This window comes from Streptomyces venezuelae, assembly GCF_008642335.1.
GTDB lineage: Bacteria > Actinomycetota > Actinomycetes > Streptomycetales > Streptomycetaceae > Streptomyces > Streptomyces venezuelae_F.
This window is the reverse complement of the sequence record NZ_CP029191.1, coordinates 7,398,573-7,414,566: the sequence shown is the minus strand read 5'-3', so window position 1 is coordinate 7,414,566 and position 15,994 is coordinate 7,398,573. Positions and strand designations below refer to the sequence as shown.

12 protein-coding genes are annotated in these 15,994 nt (G+C 71.0%); 3 read left to right on the top strand and 9 right to left on the bottom strand.

Annotated elements, in window-relative coordinates:
* Nucleotides 1–182: 182 nt before the first annotated feature.
* Together DEJ49_RS32895 and DEJ49_RS32890 are read left to right on the top strand one after the other, a co-directional pair.
* Nucleotides 183–893 carry a FadR/GntR family transcriptional regulator gene (locus DEJ49_RS32895; protein WP_150187469.1) on the top strand — a complete coding sequence of 237 codons (711 nt, stop codon included), beginning with the start codon at nucleotides 183–185 and terminating at the stop codon, nucleotides 891–893.
* Between the two features lie 66 nt (nucleotides 894–959).
* Nucleotides 960–1,697: a hypothetical protein gene (locus tag DEJ49_RS32890; RefSeq protein ID WP_317850476.1), complete on the top strand. Its 738-nt coding sequence runs from the start codon at nucleotides 960–962 to the stop codon at nucleotides 1,695–1,697.
* A gap of 14 nt (nucleotides 1,698–1,711) precedes the next feature.
* Here DEJ49_RS32890 and DEJ49_RS32885 read toward each other — a convergent pair whose 3' ends face one another.
* From DEJ49_RS32885 to DEJ49_RS32865, 5 genes are all read right to left on the bottom strand, one after another.
* Nucleotides 1,712–4,726, bottom strand: coding sequence for an alpha-mannosidase (locus DEJ49_RS32885; protein WP_150187468.1), 3,015 nt, complete (start codon nucleotides 4,724–4,726; stop codon nucleotides 1,712–1,714).
* Nucleotides 4,727–4,918: 192 nt separating this feature from the next.
* Nucleotides 4,919–6,175: a glycoside hydrolase 5 family protein gene (locus DEJ49_RS32880; protein ID WP_150187467.1), complete on the bottom strand. Its 1,257-nt coding sequence runs from the start codon at nucleotides 6,173–6,175 to the stop codon at nucleotides 4,919–4,921.
* A 59-nt stretch (nucleotides 6,176–6,234) separates the two neighbouring features.
* Complete coding sequence (locus DEJ49_RS32875) at nucleotides 6,235–7,056, bottom strand: carbohydrate ABC transporter permease (protein ID WP_223833255.1); 822 nt, start codon at nucleotides 7,054–7,056, stop codon at nucleotides 6,235–6,237.
* Nucleotides 7,057–7,148: 92 nt separating this feature from the next.
* Nucleotides 7,149–8,126: a carbohydrate ABC transporter permease gene (locus DEJ49_RS32870; RefSeq protein ID WP_223833089.1), complete on the bottom strand. Its 978-nt coding sequence runs from the start codon at nucleotides 8,124–8,126 to the stop codon at nucleotides 7,149–7,151.
* Nucleotides 8,127–8,146: 20 nt separating this feature from the next.
* Nucleotides 8,147–9,445, bottom strand: coding sequence for an extracellular solute-binding protein (locus tag DEJ49_RS32865; RefSeq protein WP_150187466.1), 1,299 nt, complete (start codon nucleotides 9,443–9,445; stop codon nucleotides 8,147–8,149).
* A 314-nt stretch (nucleotides 9,446–9,759) separates the two neighbouring features.
* On the opposite strand from DEJ49_RS32865, the gene DEJ49_RS32860 reads away from it, so the two are divergent.
* On the top strand, nucleotides 9,760–10,773 hold the full coding sequence (locus DEJ49_RS32860) for a LacI family DNA-binding transcriptional regulator (protein ID WP_150188643.1): 1,014 nt from the start codon (nucleotides 9,760–9,762) through the stop codon (nucleotides 10,771–10,773).
* Nucleotides 10,774–10,780: 7 nt separating this feature from the next.
* On the opposite strand, the gene DEJ49_RS32855 is transcribed toward DEJ49_RS32860, so the two are convergent.
* From DEJ49_RS32855 to DEJ49_RS32845, 4 genes are all read right to left on the bottom strand, one after another.
* A complete protein-coding gene (locus DEJ49_RS32855; RefSeq protein WP_150187465.1) occupies nucleotides 10,781–11,686 on the bottom strand; it encodes a nitroreductase/quinone reductase family protein in 906 nt (301 codons plus the stop codon).
* 399 nt (nucleotides 11,687–12,085) lie between these two features.
* Nucleotides 12,086–12,259 carry a hypothetical protein gene (locus DEJ49_RS36090; RefSeq protein ID WP_167355632.1) on the bottom strand — a complete coding sequence of 58 codons (174 nt, stop codon included), beginning with the start codon at nucleotides 12,257–12,259 and terminating at the stop codon, nucleotides 12,086–12,088.
* Between the two features lie 528 nt (nucleotides 12,260–12,787).
* Nucleotides 12,788–14,284, bottom strand: a complete 1,497-nt coding sequence (locus DEJ49_RS32850) for an SDR family NAD(P)-dependent oxidoreductase (protein WP_150187464.1) — start codon at nucleotides 14,282–14,284, stop codon at nucleotides 12,788–12,790.
* A gap of 66 nt (nucleotides 14,285–14,350) precedes the next feature.
* A complete protein-coding gene (locus DEJ49_RS32845) occupies nucleotides 14,351–15,721 on the bottom strand; it encodes a wax ester/triacylglycerol synthase family O-acyltransferase (RefSeq protein WP_150187463.1) in 1,371 nt (456 codons plus the stop codon).
* Nucleotides 15,722–15,994: the final 273 nt, after the last annotated feature.

Genomic DNA, 15,994 nt, shown 5'->3' with positions numbered 1-15,994 from the left:
TGGCCATCTGCGGACTCCTCATCGATGGGGGAACGAGGGGGGACCTGCTGACGCGAATATTTATCAGACCACTTGCCGCCCCCAACACCCCTCGTCGCCGACTTTCCCCGGTTTCCGGCCATAGTGGTCGGACCACATCTCTGGCTAGACTGCGGCGACCCCGGCCAGTGGAGGAGCGTTACGTGGACCAGCCAGAGCAGTCCGCCCCGCAGAAGGGCACCGTGACGCAGCGGGCCATCGAGCAGATCAAGGCGATGATCGGCGAGGGCAGGCTCGAACCGGGCCAACGTCTGCCCACGGAACGGGACTTGGCGGTGCGGCTGGGCATCTCGCGCAGTTCGATGCGCGAGGCCATCCGGGCGCTGACGGTGCTCGGAGTGCTCGAGGCGCGGCACGGCTCCGGCATCTATGTCACCCAGTTGGAGGCCGGCGACCTCCTGGAGACCTTCGGGGTGGTCGCGGACCTGTCCCGGGGAGCACGCCTCGTCGAGCTCCTGGAGGTCCGCCGGGTGCTGGAGTCCACCGCCACGGCACTGGCGGCCGCCCGCATCACTTCCGGCCAACTGGCCGATGTCGAAAAGCACTTGGAGGCGATGAACGCCACGGACGACCCGGAGGAGATCCTCTCCCACGACCTGGCGTTCCACCGCACGATCGCCCTCGCCGCGGGCAACGACACGATGGCCGCGATCCTGGAGGGCCTGTCCTCACGGACGTTCCGCGCCCGGGTCTGGCGCGGCTACCAGGAGGAGGGTGCCTTCGAACGCACCCGCCGCGAGCACACCCGCATCCACCGTGCGCTCGTCGCTCGGGACCCGGAGGCGGCCCGCGCCGCGGCGGCGGCGCACGTGGGCGAGGTGGAGGAGTGGCTGCGGGCGCAGGTGGAGGGGTGACGCGCGGTGAGGCGGCCGAGAGAAAAGCAGGCGACGCGCACGGGCCGGTCCTGACAGCATGCCGGCGTGATCACCGACTCGCGCGCCACCCCGTCCCTGACCGCGGCCGTAGCCAACAACGCCGCCTGGTGCGACGCCGTCTGTCGCTCCCACGGAGTGGGCGGCACCGTGGAAGGAGGCGTGTGGGCGAGTGCTCTGCGCACTCCCCCGATGTATCCCGACGCCGTGACGCTCTCGCCGACGGCGACGCCCGACGACGTACTCCCCCGCATCGACCTCTCCTCCCCCGGCGCCTCCGTCAAGGACAGTTTCGGCACGCTGGACCTTTCAGCGGCCGGCTTCGAGGTGCTGTTCGAGGCGCAGTGGATCCACCGCCCGGCGACGGAACCCGCACCGCCGCGTGCCGGTGGCTGGGAGCCGGTCGTGGGCGCCGAACGCCTGCCCGCGTGGGAGGCAGCGTGGAGCGGCGACGGTGAGAGCGAGGGACTGTTCCGGCCCGCGCTGCTCGACGACGGAGCGGTCTTCCTGGCGCCCGCGGGCACAGACCCCGTCACCGCGGACACGCACCCCTTCCCCGCGGGCGCCATCGCGTACCCCGGTGCTGGAGCCATCGGCGTCTCCAACCTCTTCGCCGCCGACGACGACCTGGACGCCGCGTGGCGTTCCTGCCTGGAGGCCGCGGACCGGCTCTGGCCAGGCGTGCCCGTCGTGGGGTACGAACACGGCGACGACCTCGCGGCCGCCCTGCGCCACGGGTTCGAGCCCGTCGGCCCGCTGCGCGTATGGCTGCGGACCGACGGTTGAGGAGCCCCGGGGCCTCAGCCCCGCGTGAACCGCAGCGTCACCAGTTCGAACGGGCGCAGCGTCACCGACACCGCGTCGCCCGCGAGCTCGGGCGCCGGCACCCCGTCGAGCGGCCGCTCCAGCAGGTCGGTCACGTCGACCGAACCCGCCGCGAACCCCGTGGTGAGCCTGGCCTTCGCCCGCCCGCCGTGGGCCTCGTGGAAGCGGACGACCACGTCACCGCTGCCGTCGTCGGCGAGCTTGACCGCGGTCACGACCACCGCGTCGTTGTCGACCGTCACCAGCGGCGCCACCTCGGCGCCCCCGGTGACCGTGCGCTCGGGCAGGTTGACGCGGTAGCCCTCGCGCACCGCGTCGCCGATCGCCGCGCCCGGCACCAGGGCGTGCCGGAAGCGGTGGACGCCCTGATCCGTCTCCGGGTCGGGGAAGCGCGGGGCGCGCAGGAGCGAGACGCGGACCGTCGTGGTCGTGCCGGAGTCCTCGGCGCGGACCGTGCGGGTCACGTCGTGCCCGTACGTCGAGTCGTTGACCAGCGCGACGCCCCAGCCCGGCTCCTCGATGTGCACGAAGCGGTGGTTGCACGCCTCGAACTTGGCGGCCTCCCAGCTCGTGTTGGTGTGCGTGGCGCGGTAGAAGTGCCCGAACTGGGTCTCCGACGCGTACCGCTCCGCGTGGATGTCCAGCGGGAAGGCGAGCTTGAGGAACTTCTCCGTCTCGTGCCAGTCGACCTCGGTGTCGATGTCGAGACGCCGGTCACCGGGCGCGAGCGTGAGCACCTGCGTGAGGCGTGAGTCGCCGAAGGTGCGCACGATCCGCACGGACGCGCCCTCGCCCGCGGTCACCTCGTCCGCGTCCACGAGGTCGGTCACCGTGTTGCGGTAGAACTCGTCGACGTCCCACGCATCCCACATGTTCGGGAAGTCGGCGTGGATCTGGGGCAGGTTCGCCGCCCGGCCCGGCGCGACGGTCTCGCGGTCGGCCGCCAGGTCGTACGCGGAGACGACCAGGCCGCGCCCGTCGATCTCCACGCGCAGCAGCCCGTTGTCGAGGACGTAGCCGCCGTCGGCACGCGTGGCGATCGCCGCGGTGCCGTCGGCCGTCGCGGGCCGCGCACCGCCCGCGGGCACACCGTCGCGGCTGTGCGGGGTGGAGTTGAAGACGAGCGAGCCCGTGCCCTCCCCCGCGAGCGCGCGCTGCGCCTTGTCGATGATGCCGTTCAGCTCCTGGGCGAGCGCCGCATAGGTCGCGCGGGCCTCGCGGTGCACCCAGGCGATGGACGAGCCGGGCAGGATGTCGTGGAACTGGTGGAGCAGGACCGTCTTCCAGATGCGGTCCAACTGCTCGTAGGGGTACGCGAAGTCGCCGCGCACCGCCGCCGTCGCGGCCCACAGCTCCGCCTCGCGGAGGAGGTGCTCGCTGCGGCGGTTGCCCTGCTTGGTGCCCGCCTGGCTGGTGAGGGTGGCGCGGTGCAGTTCGAGGTAGAGCTCGCCGACCCAGACGGGGGCGTTGGGGTACTCGGCCTCGGCTTTCTCGAAGAAGGCGGCGGGCGTCTCCCACTCGACGGTCGCCGAACCCTCCAGGTCACGGAGGCGGGCCGCCTTGGCGATCATCTCGCGCGTCGTGCCGCCACCGCCGTCGCCCCAGCCGGTCGGCGCGAGGGAGTGCCGGGCGACACCCTTGTCCTTGAAGTTCTTCGCCGCGTGGGCGATCTCGCTGCCCTTCATCGAGCAGTTGTACGTGTCGACGGGCGGGAAGTGCGTGAAGATCCGGGTGCCGTCGATGCCCTCCCAGTTGAAGGTGTGGTGCGGGAAGCGGTTCGTCTGCGACCACGAGATCTTCTGCGTGAGCAGCCACTTGGAGCCGGCCGCCTTGATGATCTGCGGGAGCCCGGCGGCGAAGCCGAAGGTGTCGGGCAGCCACGCCTCGTCGTTCTCGACGCCGAACTCGTCGAGGAAGAACCGCTTGCCGTGCACGAACTGACGGGCCATGGCCTCCGAGCCCGGCATGTTGGTGTCCGACTCGACCCACATGCCGCCCGCGGGCACGAACCGGCCGTCGGCGACGGCCTTCTTGACCTTCGCCCACACCTCGGGGCGGTGCTCCTTGATCCACGCCCACTGCTGCGCCTGCGACATGGCGAAGACGAAGTCCGGCTCGTCCTCGATGAGCGCGGTCATGTTCGACGTCGTACGCGCCACCTTCCGCACCGTCTCGCGCAGCGGCCACAGCCACGCCGAGTCGATGTGGGCGTGGCCGACGGCGCTGATGCGGTGCGCGGAGGGCTCGGCGGGGGTGGCGAGCACCTTCTCCAGTTCGGCGCGGGCCGCGGCGGCCGAGCCGTTCACGTCCTGGAGATCGACGGCGTCGAGGGCGCGGCCGACGGCGCGCACGATGTCGTAGCGCCGCCCGGAGTCGGCAGGCAGTTCCTGCATCAGCTCACCGAGGACTTCGAGGTCGATGACGAGCTGCCACACGGTCTCGTCGAAGACGGCGAGGTCCATGCGCTCCAGCTTGTACTGGGGCTCGCTGCCCGCCGTCTCCTTGTCGCCGAGCCGGGTGGGCAGGAAGGGGTGGTAGTCGAGGATGACGGGGTTGGACGCGGCCTCGATGTGCAGCCGCACCTCTTCGCCGCCCTCGGCGGGAGCGGCGATCCGGACCCACTGGTTGCGCGGGTTGAGGCCCTTCACCGGGGTGCCGTCGGGGCGGTAGACGAGACCTTCGCACTGGAAGCCGGGCATGTTCTCGTCGAAGCCGAGGTCGAGGATGGCCTCCACGTGCTTGCCCGCCCACTCCTGTGGCACGGTCCCGGTCACCCGGAACCAGCTGGTCCCCCAGGGCGCGCCCCACTTCTCGCCGACCGCTGTAGGCACGGGCTCTGCGGCGAGCCCTTCGGCGACCGGCACGGGTTCGCCGGGGGCGTTCCACACGGCGACGTCGAGGGGTACGGAGGCGGGGTGGACGGCGGGCCTGATGCGCTCGTCCAGGACGCGCTTGAGGCGGGCTTCGACCAGGGTGCGGTCGTCATGCATGAGAGGTCTCCCGGGGGTTGCTGGGTGCGGTGCGAGTGGGGGGCGGGTGGGTGGTGGGCTTTCCCCGATCCCGCCCCTTCCCGAAACTGTGGCTCCGCCCAGGCCCCGCTCCTCAAACGCCGGAGGGGCTGAAAGACGCAGCCCCTTGGTTTCGGGAAGGGGCGGGGTCGGGGAAGGAGAAATCGTTCTGGCCTAACGGACCTCCCCCGGTCTCACGACCTCCGTGATGCCCCGCGCAGCGAGGTGCCCCGCGTCCCCCACCCGTCCGGCAAGGACCACCGCCGGTCGCACCCCGTCCGCCACAAGACGGGCGAACGCCTCGAAGACCGCCCCACCGGGGCCGCACTCCGAGCGCCGGGACAGGTCATCGTCGACGACCACCGCGGTCGTCCGCGGCGCCGGCGCGTACGTACGGCTCCGCCACTCCCGCGTGATCCGCGCGATCGCCTCCCCCGCGGGCTTGACCTTCCCCTCGTTGGTCAGCAGACCGAGGCTGTACTCCAGCTCCGGGAAGTCCGCGAGGTCGCGCGAGACGTCGTGGGAGCACCACCACGTCACGCCCCACACGTCCTGGCAGTCCAGCGCCGCCTCGACCGTGTCCTCGGTGAAGTCCGCCGCGTGCTCGGCGGGTATGAGCGGCGCGGGCGCGCCGACCTCCTGGAGCCATACGGGACGGCGCGGGTCGGTCGCCCACGCCTTGGACAGTTCGATCATGTACGCCGCGTGGTGCCGCGTCGCCGCCCCCGTGCGTCCGTGGCGCTGGGCCGTGCCGTTGAACACCCAGGAGTGCACGGCGGTCACCGCGCCGAGTCCCGCGGCCTGCGCCGGGGTGAAGGGCTGGTCGTCCTGGTACCAGGCGGCGTCGTACTCGGCGTGCAGGTGCAGCTTGCCGGGGGCACCCTCCTCGCAGGCGGCGAGGACGGTGCGCAGCCAGCTCTCCGCCTGCTCCTCGGTGATGCGGTCGGGGTCGGGGTGCGGGCCCGCCGAGAACTGGTTGATCTCGTTGCCGATGGTCATGCCGATGAAGTTGGGCCGGTCCGCCAGCGCGGCGGCCAGCGTACGCAAGTAATCGGCCTGTCCGGAGAGCACGTCGGGGTCGGTGAAGATGTTCCGCCGGTGCCAGGTCTGCGTCCACGCGGGCAGGAAGTCGAAGCTCGACAAGTGCCCCTGCAGACCGTCGACGTTGACGTCCAGGCCGCGCTCGGCGGCGGCGTCGGCGAGCTGCACCAGTTGATCGACGGCGCGCGGGCGGATGAGCGTGCGGTTCGGCTGGAAGTACGGCCAGATCGGGAAGACCCGGATGTGGTCGAGGCCCAGCGAGGCGATGGCGTCGAGGTCGGCGCGTACGGCGTCGAGGTCGAAGTCGAGCCAGTGGTGGAACCACCCCTGGCCGGGCGTGTAGTTGGCGCCGAAGCGCGGCGCGCCCGAAGGCGATACGGAGAAGGGCAAGGGGGATCCTGGTTCTGGGGGGAGATGAGAGGGGGCGCGGCGGATCGCGGGGCGGGTGCTCAGCCCTTGACCGCGCCCTCGCCGACGCCGCGGAAGAAGTACCGCTGCAGGCAGGCGAAGAGGATGATCAGCGGGAGTACGGCGATGACGGTGCCCGCGGCGACGAGCCGCTCGTCGTTGGCGAACGTGCCGTGCAGGTAGTTCAGGCCGATGGTGAGGGTGAACCGGTCCGGGTCGCTCAGCACGATCAGCGGCCACAGGAAGTCGTCCCAGGCCCCCATGAACGCGAAGATCGCGACGACGGCGAGGGTGCCCTTGACGGCGGGCAGCGCGATGCGCAGGAACCGCTGCCAGACGTTGGCGCCGTCCACAAAGGCGGCTTCCTCGATCTCGTACGGCACGTTGAGGAAGGCGTTGCGCATCAGCAGGACGTTGAGCGCGGAGACGCAGCCGGGCAGCAGCACACCGATGAGGGTGTTGTTCAGGCCGAGCTCACGCATGGTGGTGAACTGGGCGATGATGATGCCTTCGACGGGCACGAGCATGGCCAGGATGAAGACGATCGTGGCCGCCTTGCGGCCGCGGTAGCGCAGGCGTGCCAGGGCGTAGCCGGCGAGGGCGGCGCCGACGCAGTTGGTGACGACGTTGGCGGCGGCGACCTTCAGCGAGTTGAGCGCGTAGTCCCAGACGGGGATGGTGTCGGCGACGCGTTCGAAGTTGTGCAGGGTCGGGTCGGACGGGAGGAACTTCGGCGGCGAGCTGAAGATGTTCTCGTGCGGGCCCTTGAGCGCGGTGGACAGCTGCCAGAGGAACGGGCCGATCATCAGCGCGAGGACCGCGATGAGGAGGAGATAGCGCAGGACGATCTCCCAGACGGGCATCCTGCGGCCGTTCTCGTCGGTGATCCGGCGCCGACGCGGCCCCCGGGCCTTGTCGGTGCGGGTCTCCTGGCGCGCACCGCCGTCGATGGTGGTCACGCGTCCTCCTTCCGGTCCGCCCGCAGGACGAGCAGCATGAGCGCGACGGTGACGACGAAGACGACGACGGAGATGGCCGAGGCGTAGCCGACGCGCCCGGTCAGGCCGGTGCCGACGCGCTGGACGAGCATGACGAGCGTGGTGTCCTCGCCCGCCGGACCGCCGGTGGGCCCCGCCATCAGGTAGACCTCGGAGAACACCTTGAAGGCGGCGACCGAGGAGAGGGCGGCGACGAGCACCATGGTGGAGCGCACGGCGGGCACGGTGACGCTGAAGAAGCGGCGTACGGCGCCCGCTCCGTCGACGGCCGCGGCCTCGTGGAGCTCGCGGGGCACGTTGGCGAGCGCCGCGAGGTAGATGATCATGTAGTAGCCGAGGCCCTTCCAGACCGTGACCGTCATGGCGCTCAGGAGGAGGAGCCACTGGTCGCTGAGGAAGCCGGCCTTGCCGACGCCCACCGCCTCCAACAGGGCGTTGACCAGACCCCGTTCGTCGAGCATCCACACCCAGATCAGGCCGACCACGACGATGGAGGCGACCACCGGGGTGTAGAAGGCGGAGCGGAAGAACGTGATGCCGGGGATGTGCTTCTGGACGAGCATCGCGAGCAGCAGCGGCAGGATGACGAGCGCGGGCACGACCCCGAGGACGTACAGCGTGCTGTTGCGCAGGCCGATCCAGAACATCTCGTCGTGCCACAGCTCCTGGAAGTTGGCGAAGCCGACGTAGTCGCCCTCGATGAGGGTCCGCTTGTCGGTGAACGCGTTGTTCAGGGTGCTGAGGAACGGATAGAGGATGAAGATGCCGACGATCGCGAGGCCGGGTGCCGCGAACAGCCAGGGGCTGGTGGGCAGTTGGCGCCGGATGCCGCGGCGGGGGCCGCGCCCGTCGGGGCGCGGCTCCTTGCGCACGCGTGCGGTGCCGGTGGTCGCGAGGTCGGTGGGGGCGGCCTGGGAGGCGGTGGTGCTCTTCATGGCGGTACCGGTTCCTGGTCTCAGCTCTGCTGGAGCAGCCGGTCGCAGTTCTTGACAGCGTTGTCAAGTGCTTCCTTGGGGCTCTGCTTGCCCTGCAGCGCCTTGGCGACGGAGTTGCGCAGCTCGACCTTCATCTGCTCGCTGAAGAGCACGGGGGTGTAGTTCACCGCGGTCTTGATGGACTTGGCGGCCGCGACGCGTACCCGCGTCTCGTCCTTGCCGTCCTGCTCGGTGAAGTACGGGTCGTCGAGGGAGCCCTCGGTGCTCGGGAAGATCGCGACCTTCTTGGCGAACTCCATCTGGCGCTGGGCGTCCGTGACGTAGTGCGCGAAGGCGACGGCGGCGGGCGTCTGCTTCGTCTTGGTGTTCACCATGACGCCCATGACGTACATGTTGTCCTTGCCGGTGCTGCTGATCTGCGGCGTGATGCCGATGTTCTTGTAGAGCCGCGGCGCGTCCTTCTTGAACTTCTCCAGGTCGAGGGCGCTGCCGGGGTTCATGGCGACGGCCTCGGTGAGGAACTTCTTGCCGGTGGACTCGGGGGTCGCGGTCAGCGCCTGCCCGTCGAGGGCCTTCGCGTCGTACAGCTTCTTGTACTTGGCGAGGAGTTCGACGCCCTTGGCGTCGTTGAAGGTGAAGCCGGTGCCTTCCTTGTTCATGAGCGGGACGCCGTAGCGCCCGAAGTCCTCGATCGTGGGGACGTTGGCGAGCGTGGCGACCTTGCCGTCGCTCTTGTCGGCCAGCTCCAGGGCGTCGTCGAAGAGCTCGTCGTACGTCGTCGGGGGCTTGTTCTCGTCGAGGCCCGCGTCCTTGAACAGGCGCTTGTTGTAGAAGAGCGGCCCGGTGTTGAGGTACCAGGGGAAGGCGTACGTGCCGTCCATGCCCGGTATCTGGTGGCTCTTCCAGGCGCCGGGGAGGTACTCCTTCTCGTACTTCGACGCCGACTTGTCGAGGTCGAGGGCGAGGCCGGCCTTGGCGAGCGGGGCGACGAGGTCGGGCGAGACGTTGACGACGTCGGGCAGGGTGCCCGCGGCCGCGTCGGCGCTGATCTTGTCGGCGTAGCCCTCGCCGGGCTGGTCGATCCACCGGACCTTCGTGCCCGGGTACTTCTTCTCGAAGCCGTCCACGACGCCCTCGAAGTACGACTTGAAGTTCGCCTTCAGGTTCCAGGTCTGGAAGGTGATCTCACCCTCGACCTTCCCCGACGCGTCGGTCGAACCTCCTCCGTCGTCCCCGTCACCACAGGCGCTCAACGGCAGCAGGACGGCGAGGACGGCGCCTGCGGCGACGGCTCTGCGGGGGTTGCGGGAGATACGCACGGTGAAACGGCTCCTTTGCTCGGCCCAGCGTGAGACGGCGGTGACTGCGACCGTCCGAGCCGGGCAATCCACGCCGAGGCAGACCCTGCACGGAACGGTGGCGCAAAGTCAATGGATTCGGGGAAATCAGGGGAACAGAAATCGAAGATCGGCCGATCGTTCGCACAACTCGCCAGGTCAGACGGGTGTGTTGGAAGTCTTGCGGCAGATGACTAATGCGCTTTAGAGTCTGAGCGCTCAAGCGCATTAGTATCCGGGAGCCAGGAAAGGGGCAACGGGTGCAAGGCAAGCGGTCACCGGCGCGCCGGCCGACCATGAAGGACATCGCGCGCCGCGCCGGGGTCTCCGAGAGCGCCGTCTCCTTCGCGCTCAACGGCCGGCCCGGCGTCTCCGACATCACCCGCGACCGGGTGCGCAGGGTCGCCGAGCAGCTGGGCTGGCGGCCCAGCACGGCGGCGCGCGCCCTGTCCGGCGAGGGCTCGGCGACCGTGGGCCTGGTGGTGGCGCGCCCGGCGGCGACGCTGGGCGTCGACTCGTTCTTCCTGCAGCTGATCTCCGGGGTCCAGGAGGTGCTCGCGGAGCGGCACTTGGGGCTGTTGTTCCAGGTCGTGGAGGACGTGGACGCCGAGTGCGCGGTGTACCGGCGCTGGTGGGCGGAGCACCGGGTGGACGGCGTCCTCGTGGTGGACCCGCGCACGGACGACCCGCGGCCAGCGCTCCTCGACGAGCTGGGGCTGCCCGCGGTGGTGACGGGCGGCGTGCCCGATCCGGACGCGGGGCATCCCGGCCTGTCCACGGTGTGGGCGGACGACGCGGGCGCGATGGCCTCGGTCGTGGGCCACCTGCACGCGCTCGGGCACCGCCGCATCGTGCACATCGCGGGCCTGGAAGGGCTCGCGCACACCGAGCGCCGCATCCGCACCCTGCGCGTCGAGGCGGACGGCCGCGGCCTGTCGGGGGTCCGTTCGGTGACGACGGACTACTCCGACGCCGAGGGAGCCGCCGCCACCCGGCGGGTCCTGGAGGCGGCGGAGCCCCCGACGGCGCTGGTCTACGACAACGACGTGATGGCCGTCGCCGGGGTCGCCGCCGCGACCTCCCTCGGCTTCGCGGTCCCTGACGACGTGTCGGTCGTCGCCTGGGAGGACTCGGCGCTGTGCCGCATGGTGCACCCGTGGCTGACGGCCCTCTCCCGGGACACGGTGTCCTTCGGCAGGACCGCCGCCCGCGAACTCCTCGCCCTCCTGGACGACGGTCCCGCGGCGACGGTCCAGGTCCCGCTCCCGCGCCTCATCGAACGCGAGAGCACGGGGCGGGCGCGGGCGTGAGCCGGTGTCAGGCGGGCGGTCCTGGAGGCCACGGAAGCCCGGCGAGGATCGGCAGCAGCGACTCCTCCTCGTGGTCGAGGTGGGCGGTCAGCTCCTCCGACATACGGGCGAGTTCGGCACGGAACCGTACGGGGTCGGCGCCGCCGACGTCCGCGAGGAGCGCGGCCAGCTCGCCCTGGATGCGGGCGATCTCCCGGTGCTCGTCGGCGAGCCGGTCGAAGGTGTCGCGCAGTTCGGGGTGGTACCCGGCCATGGTCGGGAAGAGGTGCGCGTCCTCACCGCTGTGGTGGAACTCCAGGGCATCGCAGAACGCCAGGCAGTGCTGCCGGATCTGCAGCCCGAGGCCCGGTGGCGGCGGGGCGTCCGGTCCCCGGTGCGCGGCGAGCGCGTCGAAGTAGGCGTCGGTCTCGTCGCGTACGTGGCGCAGCTGGCCGCGCAGCCAGAGGTGCACCTGCAGCATCTTGTCGGCGAAGTTGCCGGCGTCCTGCGGGATGTCCGCCTCGTGCGCGGGCCGTTCCAGAACGACCACGGGCAGGACCCGGTCCGTCCGCGTCTGGTACTCGCCGTAGCCCGGGTCGGCGGCCACGATCCGCTCGAAGAGCCGGTCGCGCCGCTCCCCTTCGGCGGGGACGGCGACGGCCTCGAACGTCTCGGTGCCGAGCTCCACGCTCACCGTGGGGTGCGCGAGGACGTTGTGGTACCAGTCGGGGTGGCGCGGGCCGCCGAGGTTCGACCCGGTGACCAGGAGCAGGCCGCCGTCGCGGACGTAGCCGAGCGGGGTCGTGTGCTGCTTGCCGGAACGGGCGCCGGTGGTGGTGAGCAGGAGGAGGTCGCCGCCCTCGAAGGGGCCGCCGACCTTGCCGCCGTTCGCTCGGAACTCGTCGATGACGGACTGGTTGAAGGGTGTGGGCATGACGGTGTCGCATCTCCGTGCGTGGTGGTGGAGGAACGTCGCGGCCACGCGTACGGCGTGACCGGGGGCGCGTCGAAGCGCGCGGGTCAGGCGATGGCCTGAGGGTGAGAACTCACGACGTGCTTATGACGTACTCATCGGCGTCGTCCTTGAGTGAAGGTGCTCGCCCGGCCCGCCGACCTGCCCACTGCTCTTTGGTCGGCGCCACGCGGCACGGGCACCATTACAGTCAACCGCTCCCCCGCGTGTCAACGCGAGTTGCCGCACACCTTCCGAGGTCACGCTTCGGAGGTCACGCCTGCGGAGGCGTCACATGCCCGGACACACCGGTGCCCCCGGTCGTCCAGGACAGGGGGCACGTGGCGAAGCGGGCCGGTGCGGTACCGGGCCGGTGTCGGCTCAGTCGATACCGGGGAGGATGTGCGGCTCGGCGAGGTCGTCCTCGTAGCCGGCCAGACGGATGGGGGCCGCCTTGGCCCACGCCTCCAGGTTGCGGAGCTTCTGGGGCCGTCCGGCCCGCTCGCCGCCGCGTTCCGCCGGTCGCTTCTCGTGCTTCGTCAGATCTGGTGTCACCGCGCACTCCTTTGTGTCGCGTAACGGAAGGACAAGGGCAGTTCGGTCGCGGTGGCGCCGTTCTCTGGCGGGACCGCGGCCGTGGTCGCCGGCCTGTCCCCCGAGCGGCCGAGGGATGCTTGTGGATCTCTCGTGGCCGCCCGTTCGCCCTACATTAACCAAATGAGCGCCGCCTCGCTCGATGGGGACCTGAGTCGGGGTGGAATCCGGACAACGCCCCCGAAGCGACCGCGCGAGGGCCGGATCATCAAGGCTCCCGCAGACCCCGGCGGGACGCACGGCCGAAGCCGCCACCCGAGCGTCGGCACGCACCGGAGCAACTCCGCCACCAACCGTGACGGCGCCGGGTGTTGGGCCCGCACGGGCCTACCGGTCACCGTGGGCGCCCACCCGGTCACGACTGGCGAAAAAGGCGGCAGCCGGTCCGGACCGCGCCACGCGCGGCACCCGGACCGGCTGCCCAAAAATCTCCGAGAACCATCCGAATACTGAGACGACGGTCTCAGTCGGCCCCACGGGCCTGCTCGGCTACCACTTGCCCGGCTCGTAGTCCTTGAGGAAGACGCCGTAGACGTCCTCGCCCGCCTCGCCGCGCACCACCGGGTCGTAGACGCGGGCGGCGCCGTCGATCAGGTCGAGCGGGGCGTGGAAGCCCTCCTCGGCGAGGCGCAGCTTGTCGTAGTGCGGGCGCTCGTCGGTGATCCAGCCGGTGTCGACGGAGGTCATGAGGATGCCGTCGGTCTGGAACATCTCCTGGGCGCTGGTGCGCGTCACCATGTTCATCGCGGCCTTCGCGGCGTTGGTGTTGGGGTGCCCCGCGCCCTTGTACCCGCGGCCGAAGACGCCCTCCATCGCCGAGACGTTCACGATGTGGGCCCGGCCGCTCGACGCCTTCTTCGCCGCGTCGGCCATGGCCGGGCGCAGCGCGCTGATGAGGATGAACGGCGACGTGTAGTTGCACAGCTGGGTCTCGAGGAGCTCCACCGGGGAGATCTGCTCGATGGTCTGCACCCACGTGTTGCTGTCGACGACGTCCGGGACGAGGCCGCCCGCGTCGATGGCGGTGCCGTCCAGGTGCCGGGCGACGCTGGCGTTGCCCGCGACGAGCGCGAGGTCGGCGACCTTCTGCGCGTCCAGACCGCTCGTGCCGACGGGCAGCGCGGCGAGGCCGTCGACCGCGCCGGAGTTGAAGGCGCCGATGACGGAGTGGGCGGGCAGCTCCCCGGCGGGCAGCGGCGCGCTCTCGCCGTCGACCAGCGCGGCGTAGGCGGAGGGCAGGCGGCGTACCGTCTGCGTCGCGTTGTTGATCAGGATGTCGAGGGGGCCCGCCGCCCCGACCCGCTCCGCGAGGGCCACGGCCTGCGCCGGGTCGCGCAGGTCGATGCCGACGACCTCCAGGCGGTGCAGCCAGTCCGCCGAGTCGTCCATCGCCTTGAAGCGGCGGATGGCGTCCTTGGGGAAACGCGTCGTGATGGTGGTGTGGGCACCGTCACGCAGGAGCCGCAGCGCGATGTACATGCCGATCTTGGCGCGGCCGCCGGTGAGCAGGGCGCGCTTGCCGGTGAGGTCGGCGCGGGCGTCGCGCTTGGTCCGGTTCAGGCGGGCGCAGTCCGGACAGAGCTGGTGGTAGAAGTAGTCGACTTCCACGTACCGCGTCTTGCAGGTGTAGCAGGAGCGCGGGCGCTGGAGTATCCCCGCGATCCGGCCCTCCTCCGTCTGCGAGGAGGGCAGCAGGCCCTCGGTCTCGTCGTCGATGCGCTGCGCTGAGCCGGTGGCGGTGGCCTCGGTGACGGCCTTGTCGTGGGCGGTCTTGGCGGCGCGGCGCTCCTGGCGGCGGCGCTGCTTCACCGTCCGGTAGATCCCGGCCGTGGCGCGGCGCACGGCGATCGCGTCCGGGTGGTCGACGTCGAGCTTGTCCAGCTCGTCGAGCACGCTGAGGCAGACGGCGAGACGGTCCGGGTCGATGCCGGGGCCGTACGCCACGTGCTCGGCGTGCCCCTCCTGGCTTTCGTCTGTCACCGTCATCGCCGTTGTCCTCGTTGTCCGTGCCACGGCGCATCCGGTCGTCCGCGGAACTCCAAAAGCGGAAGTTTACGTAGCGGTGGGCCCGGGAACCAAACCCGCTTTCCGTGCGCAGACCGTCACGAGTCCCGCGAGCTCGTCCCGCAGGCTCCGCGCGAGGAGCTCCAGGTCGGGCACGGCGGCGGCGTCCGCGACCAGTCCGTAGTGCACGCGCCCGCGGTAGGTGGAGACGGCGACGGCGAGGGACTGGCCCCGGGCGAGGGGCGCGAAGGGATAGACCGCGGTGAGGCGGCAGCCGCCGAGCCGCAGTCCGACGCCGGGCAGCGGAACGCTGGTGACGAGGATGTCGAAGAGCAGCCGGGCGGCCTGGGCGACGACGGGGCCGCCGATCCGGTGCCCGAGCGAGGGCACGTGTTCGGCGAGGAGCGCCACGGCTCCGGCGCCCCGCTCGGGGCCCGCGTCCTTGTTGCGGTCCATGGCGGCGCGCACGTCGCGCAGCCTGTCGAGCGGGTCCTCGCGACCGACGGGGAGGCGGACGAGGTAGCCGGAGAGGCGGTTGCCCGGCGGTTGGGCGGTGCGGGGGCGGCGGCGGGAGACCGGGATGAGGGCGCGCGGCTCGACTCCCTCGCTGCAGTCGCCGCGCTCGTCGAGCCAGCGGCGCAGGGCCCCGGCGACGACGGCGATCAGGACGTCGTTGACGGTGCCGCCGACGGCCTTGCGCACTTGGTGCACGTCGTCGAGGTCGAGGACGACGCCGGCGGTGCGGCGGGTGCCGGTGGCGGCCGAGGAGAGCGCGGCGCAGGAGCGTACGCCGAGCGCGGCGCGGGCCACGGAGGTGCCGATGCCGAGGGCCTGGCCCACGTCCGCGACAGTGCCGCGGACGCGGTCCGGCAGGGTGCGGGGGTCGAGGAGCGACCACGGGGAGGCGGCGGGTGCCGGCGGGCGCGGGCGGGAGACGGGCAGGTCGACGGGGTCGAGGAGGGCGGCGCCGAGCGTGAGGGCGCGCAGGCCGTCGGCGAGCGCGTGGTGGAACTTGAAGAGGACGGCGAAGCACGTGCCGTCGGCGCCCGGCAGGACGTGCGCCTCCCACGGCGGCCGGTCGCGCGCCACCGGACGTTCCATCAACTCCCCCGCAGCGGCGTGGAAGTCCTGCACGGGGGCCGCGATCCGTATGTGCTCCAGGGCGTCGAAGGCGGACATCGGTACGCGCATCGCGCCGCCGACGGGCAGCCAGACGGAACGTATCCGCATGCGCAGTCCCTGCACGGTCGCCGCGCGGGCCGCGAGGAGCCCCGCGGCGCGGTCCGCCGCGTCGGGTCCGTCGGCCTCGAAGATCCCGAGTGCCCCCAGATGCATGGGGTGTTCGGCGGTCTCAATGTTCCAGAAGGCCAGATCGAGAGGGACGAGCAGGTCGGAACTCTGAGCAGGCGTAGAAGTCACGGACTCGCTCTCGCGTCGAGGACGATGCGGGGGATGACGAACGAGAAGTCAACCCTTCCGGGCGACTACGGTCAAGTACGATCAAGCTACGCTGAGTTAACAGCACATTAAGGGCGGCCCGCCCCTCGGCGCCCCCTTCGGTCGCGATTGGGCGTGCCCGGCATGCCTTCAAACAACCTGCACATCGAATGTGCACTCCGGTCACGGAATTCGGGCCCCCCTCTCCACGAATTTCCATGCATCGACCACACGAGCCGCACACCGGCGGGAAAG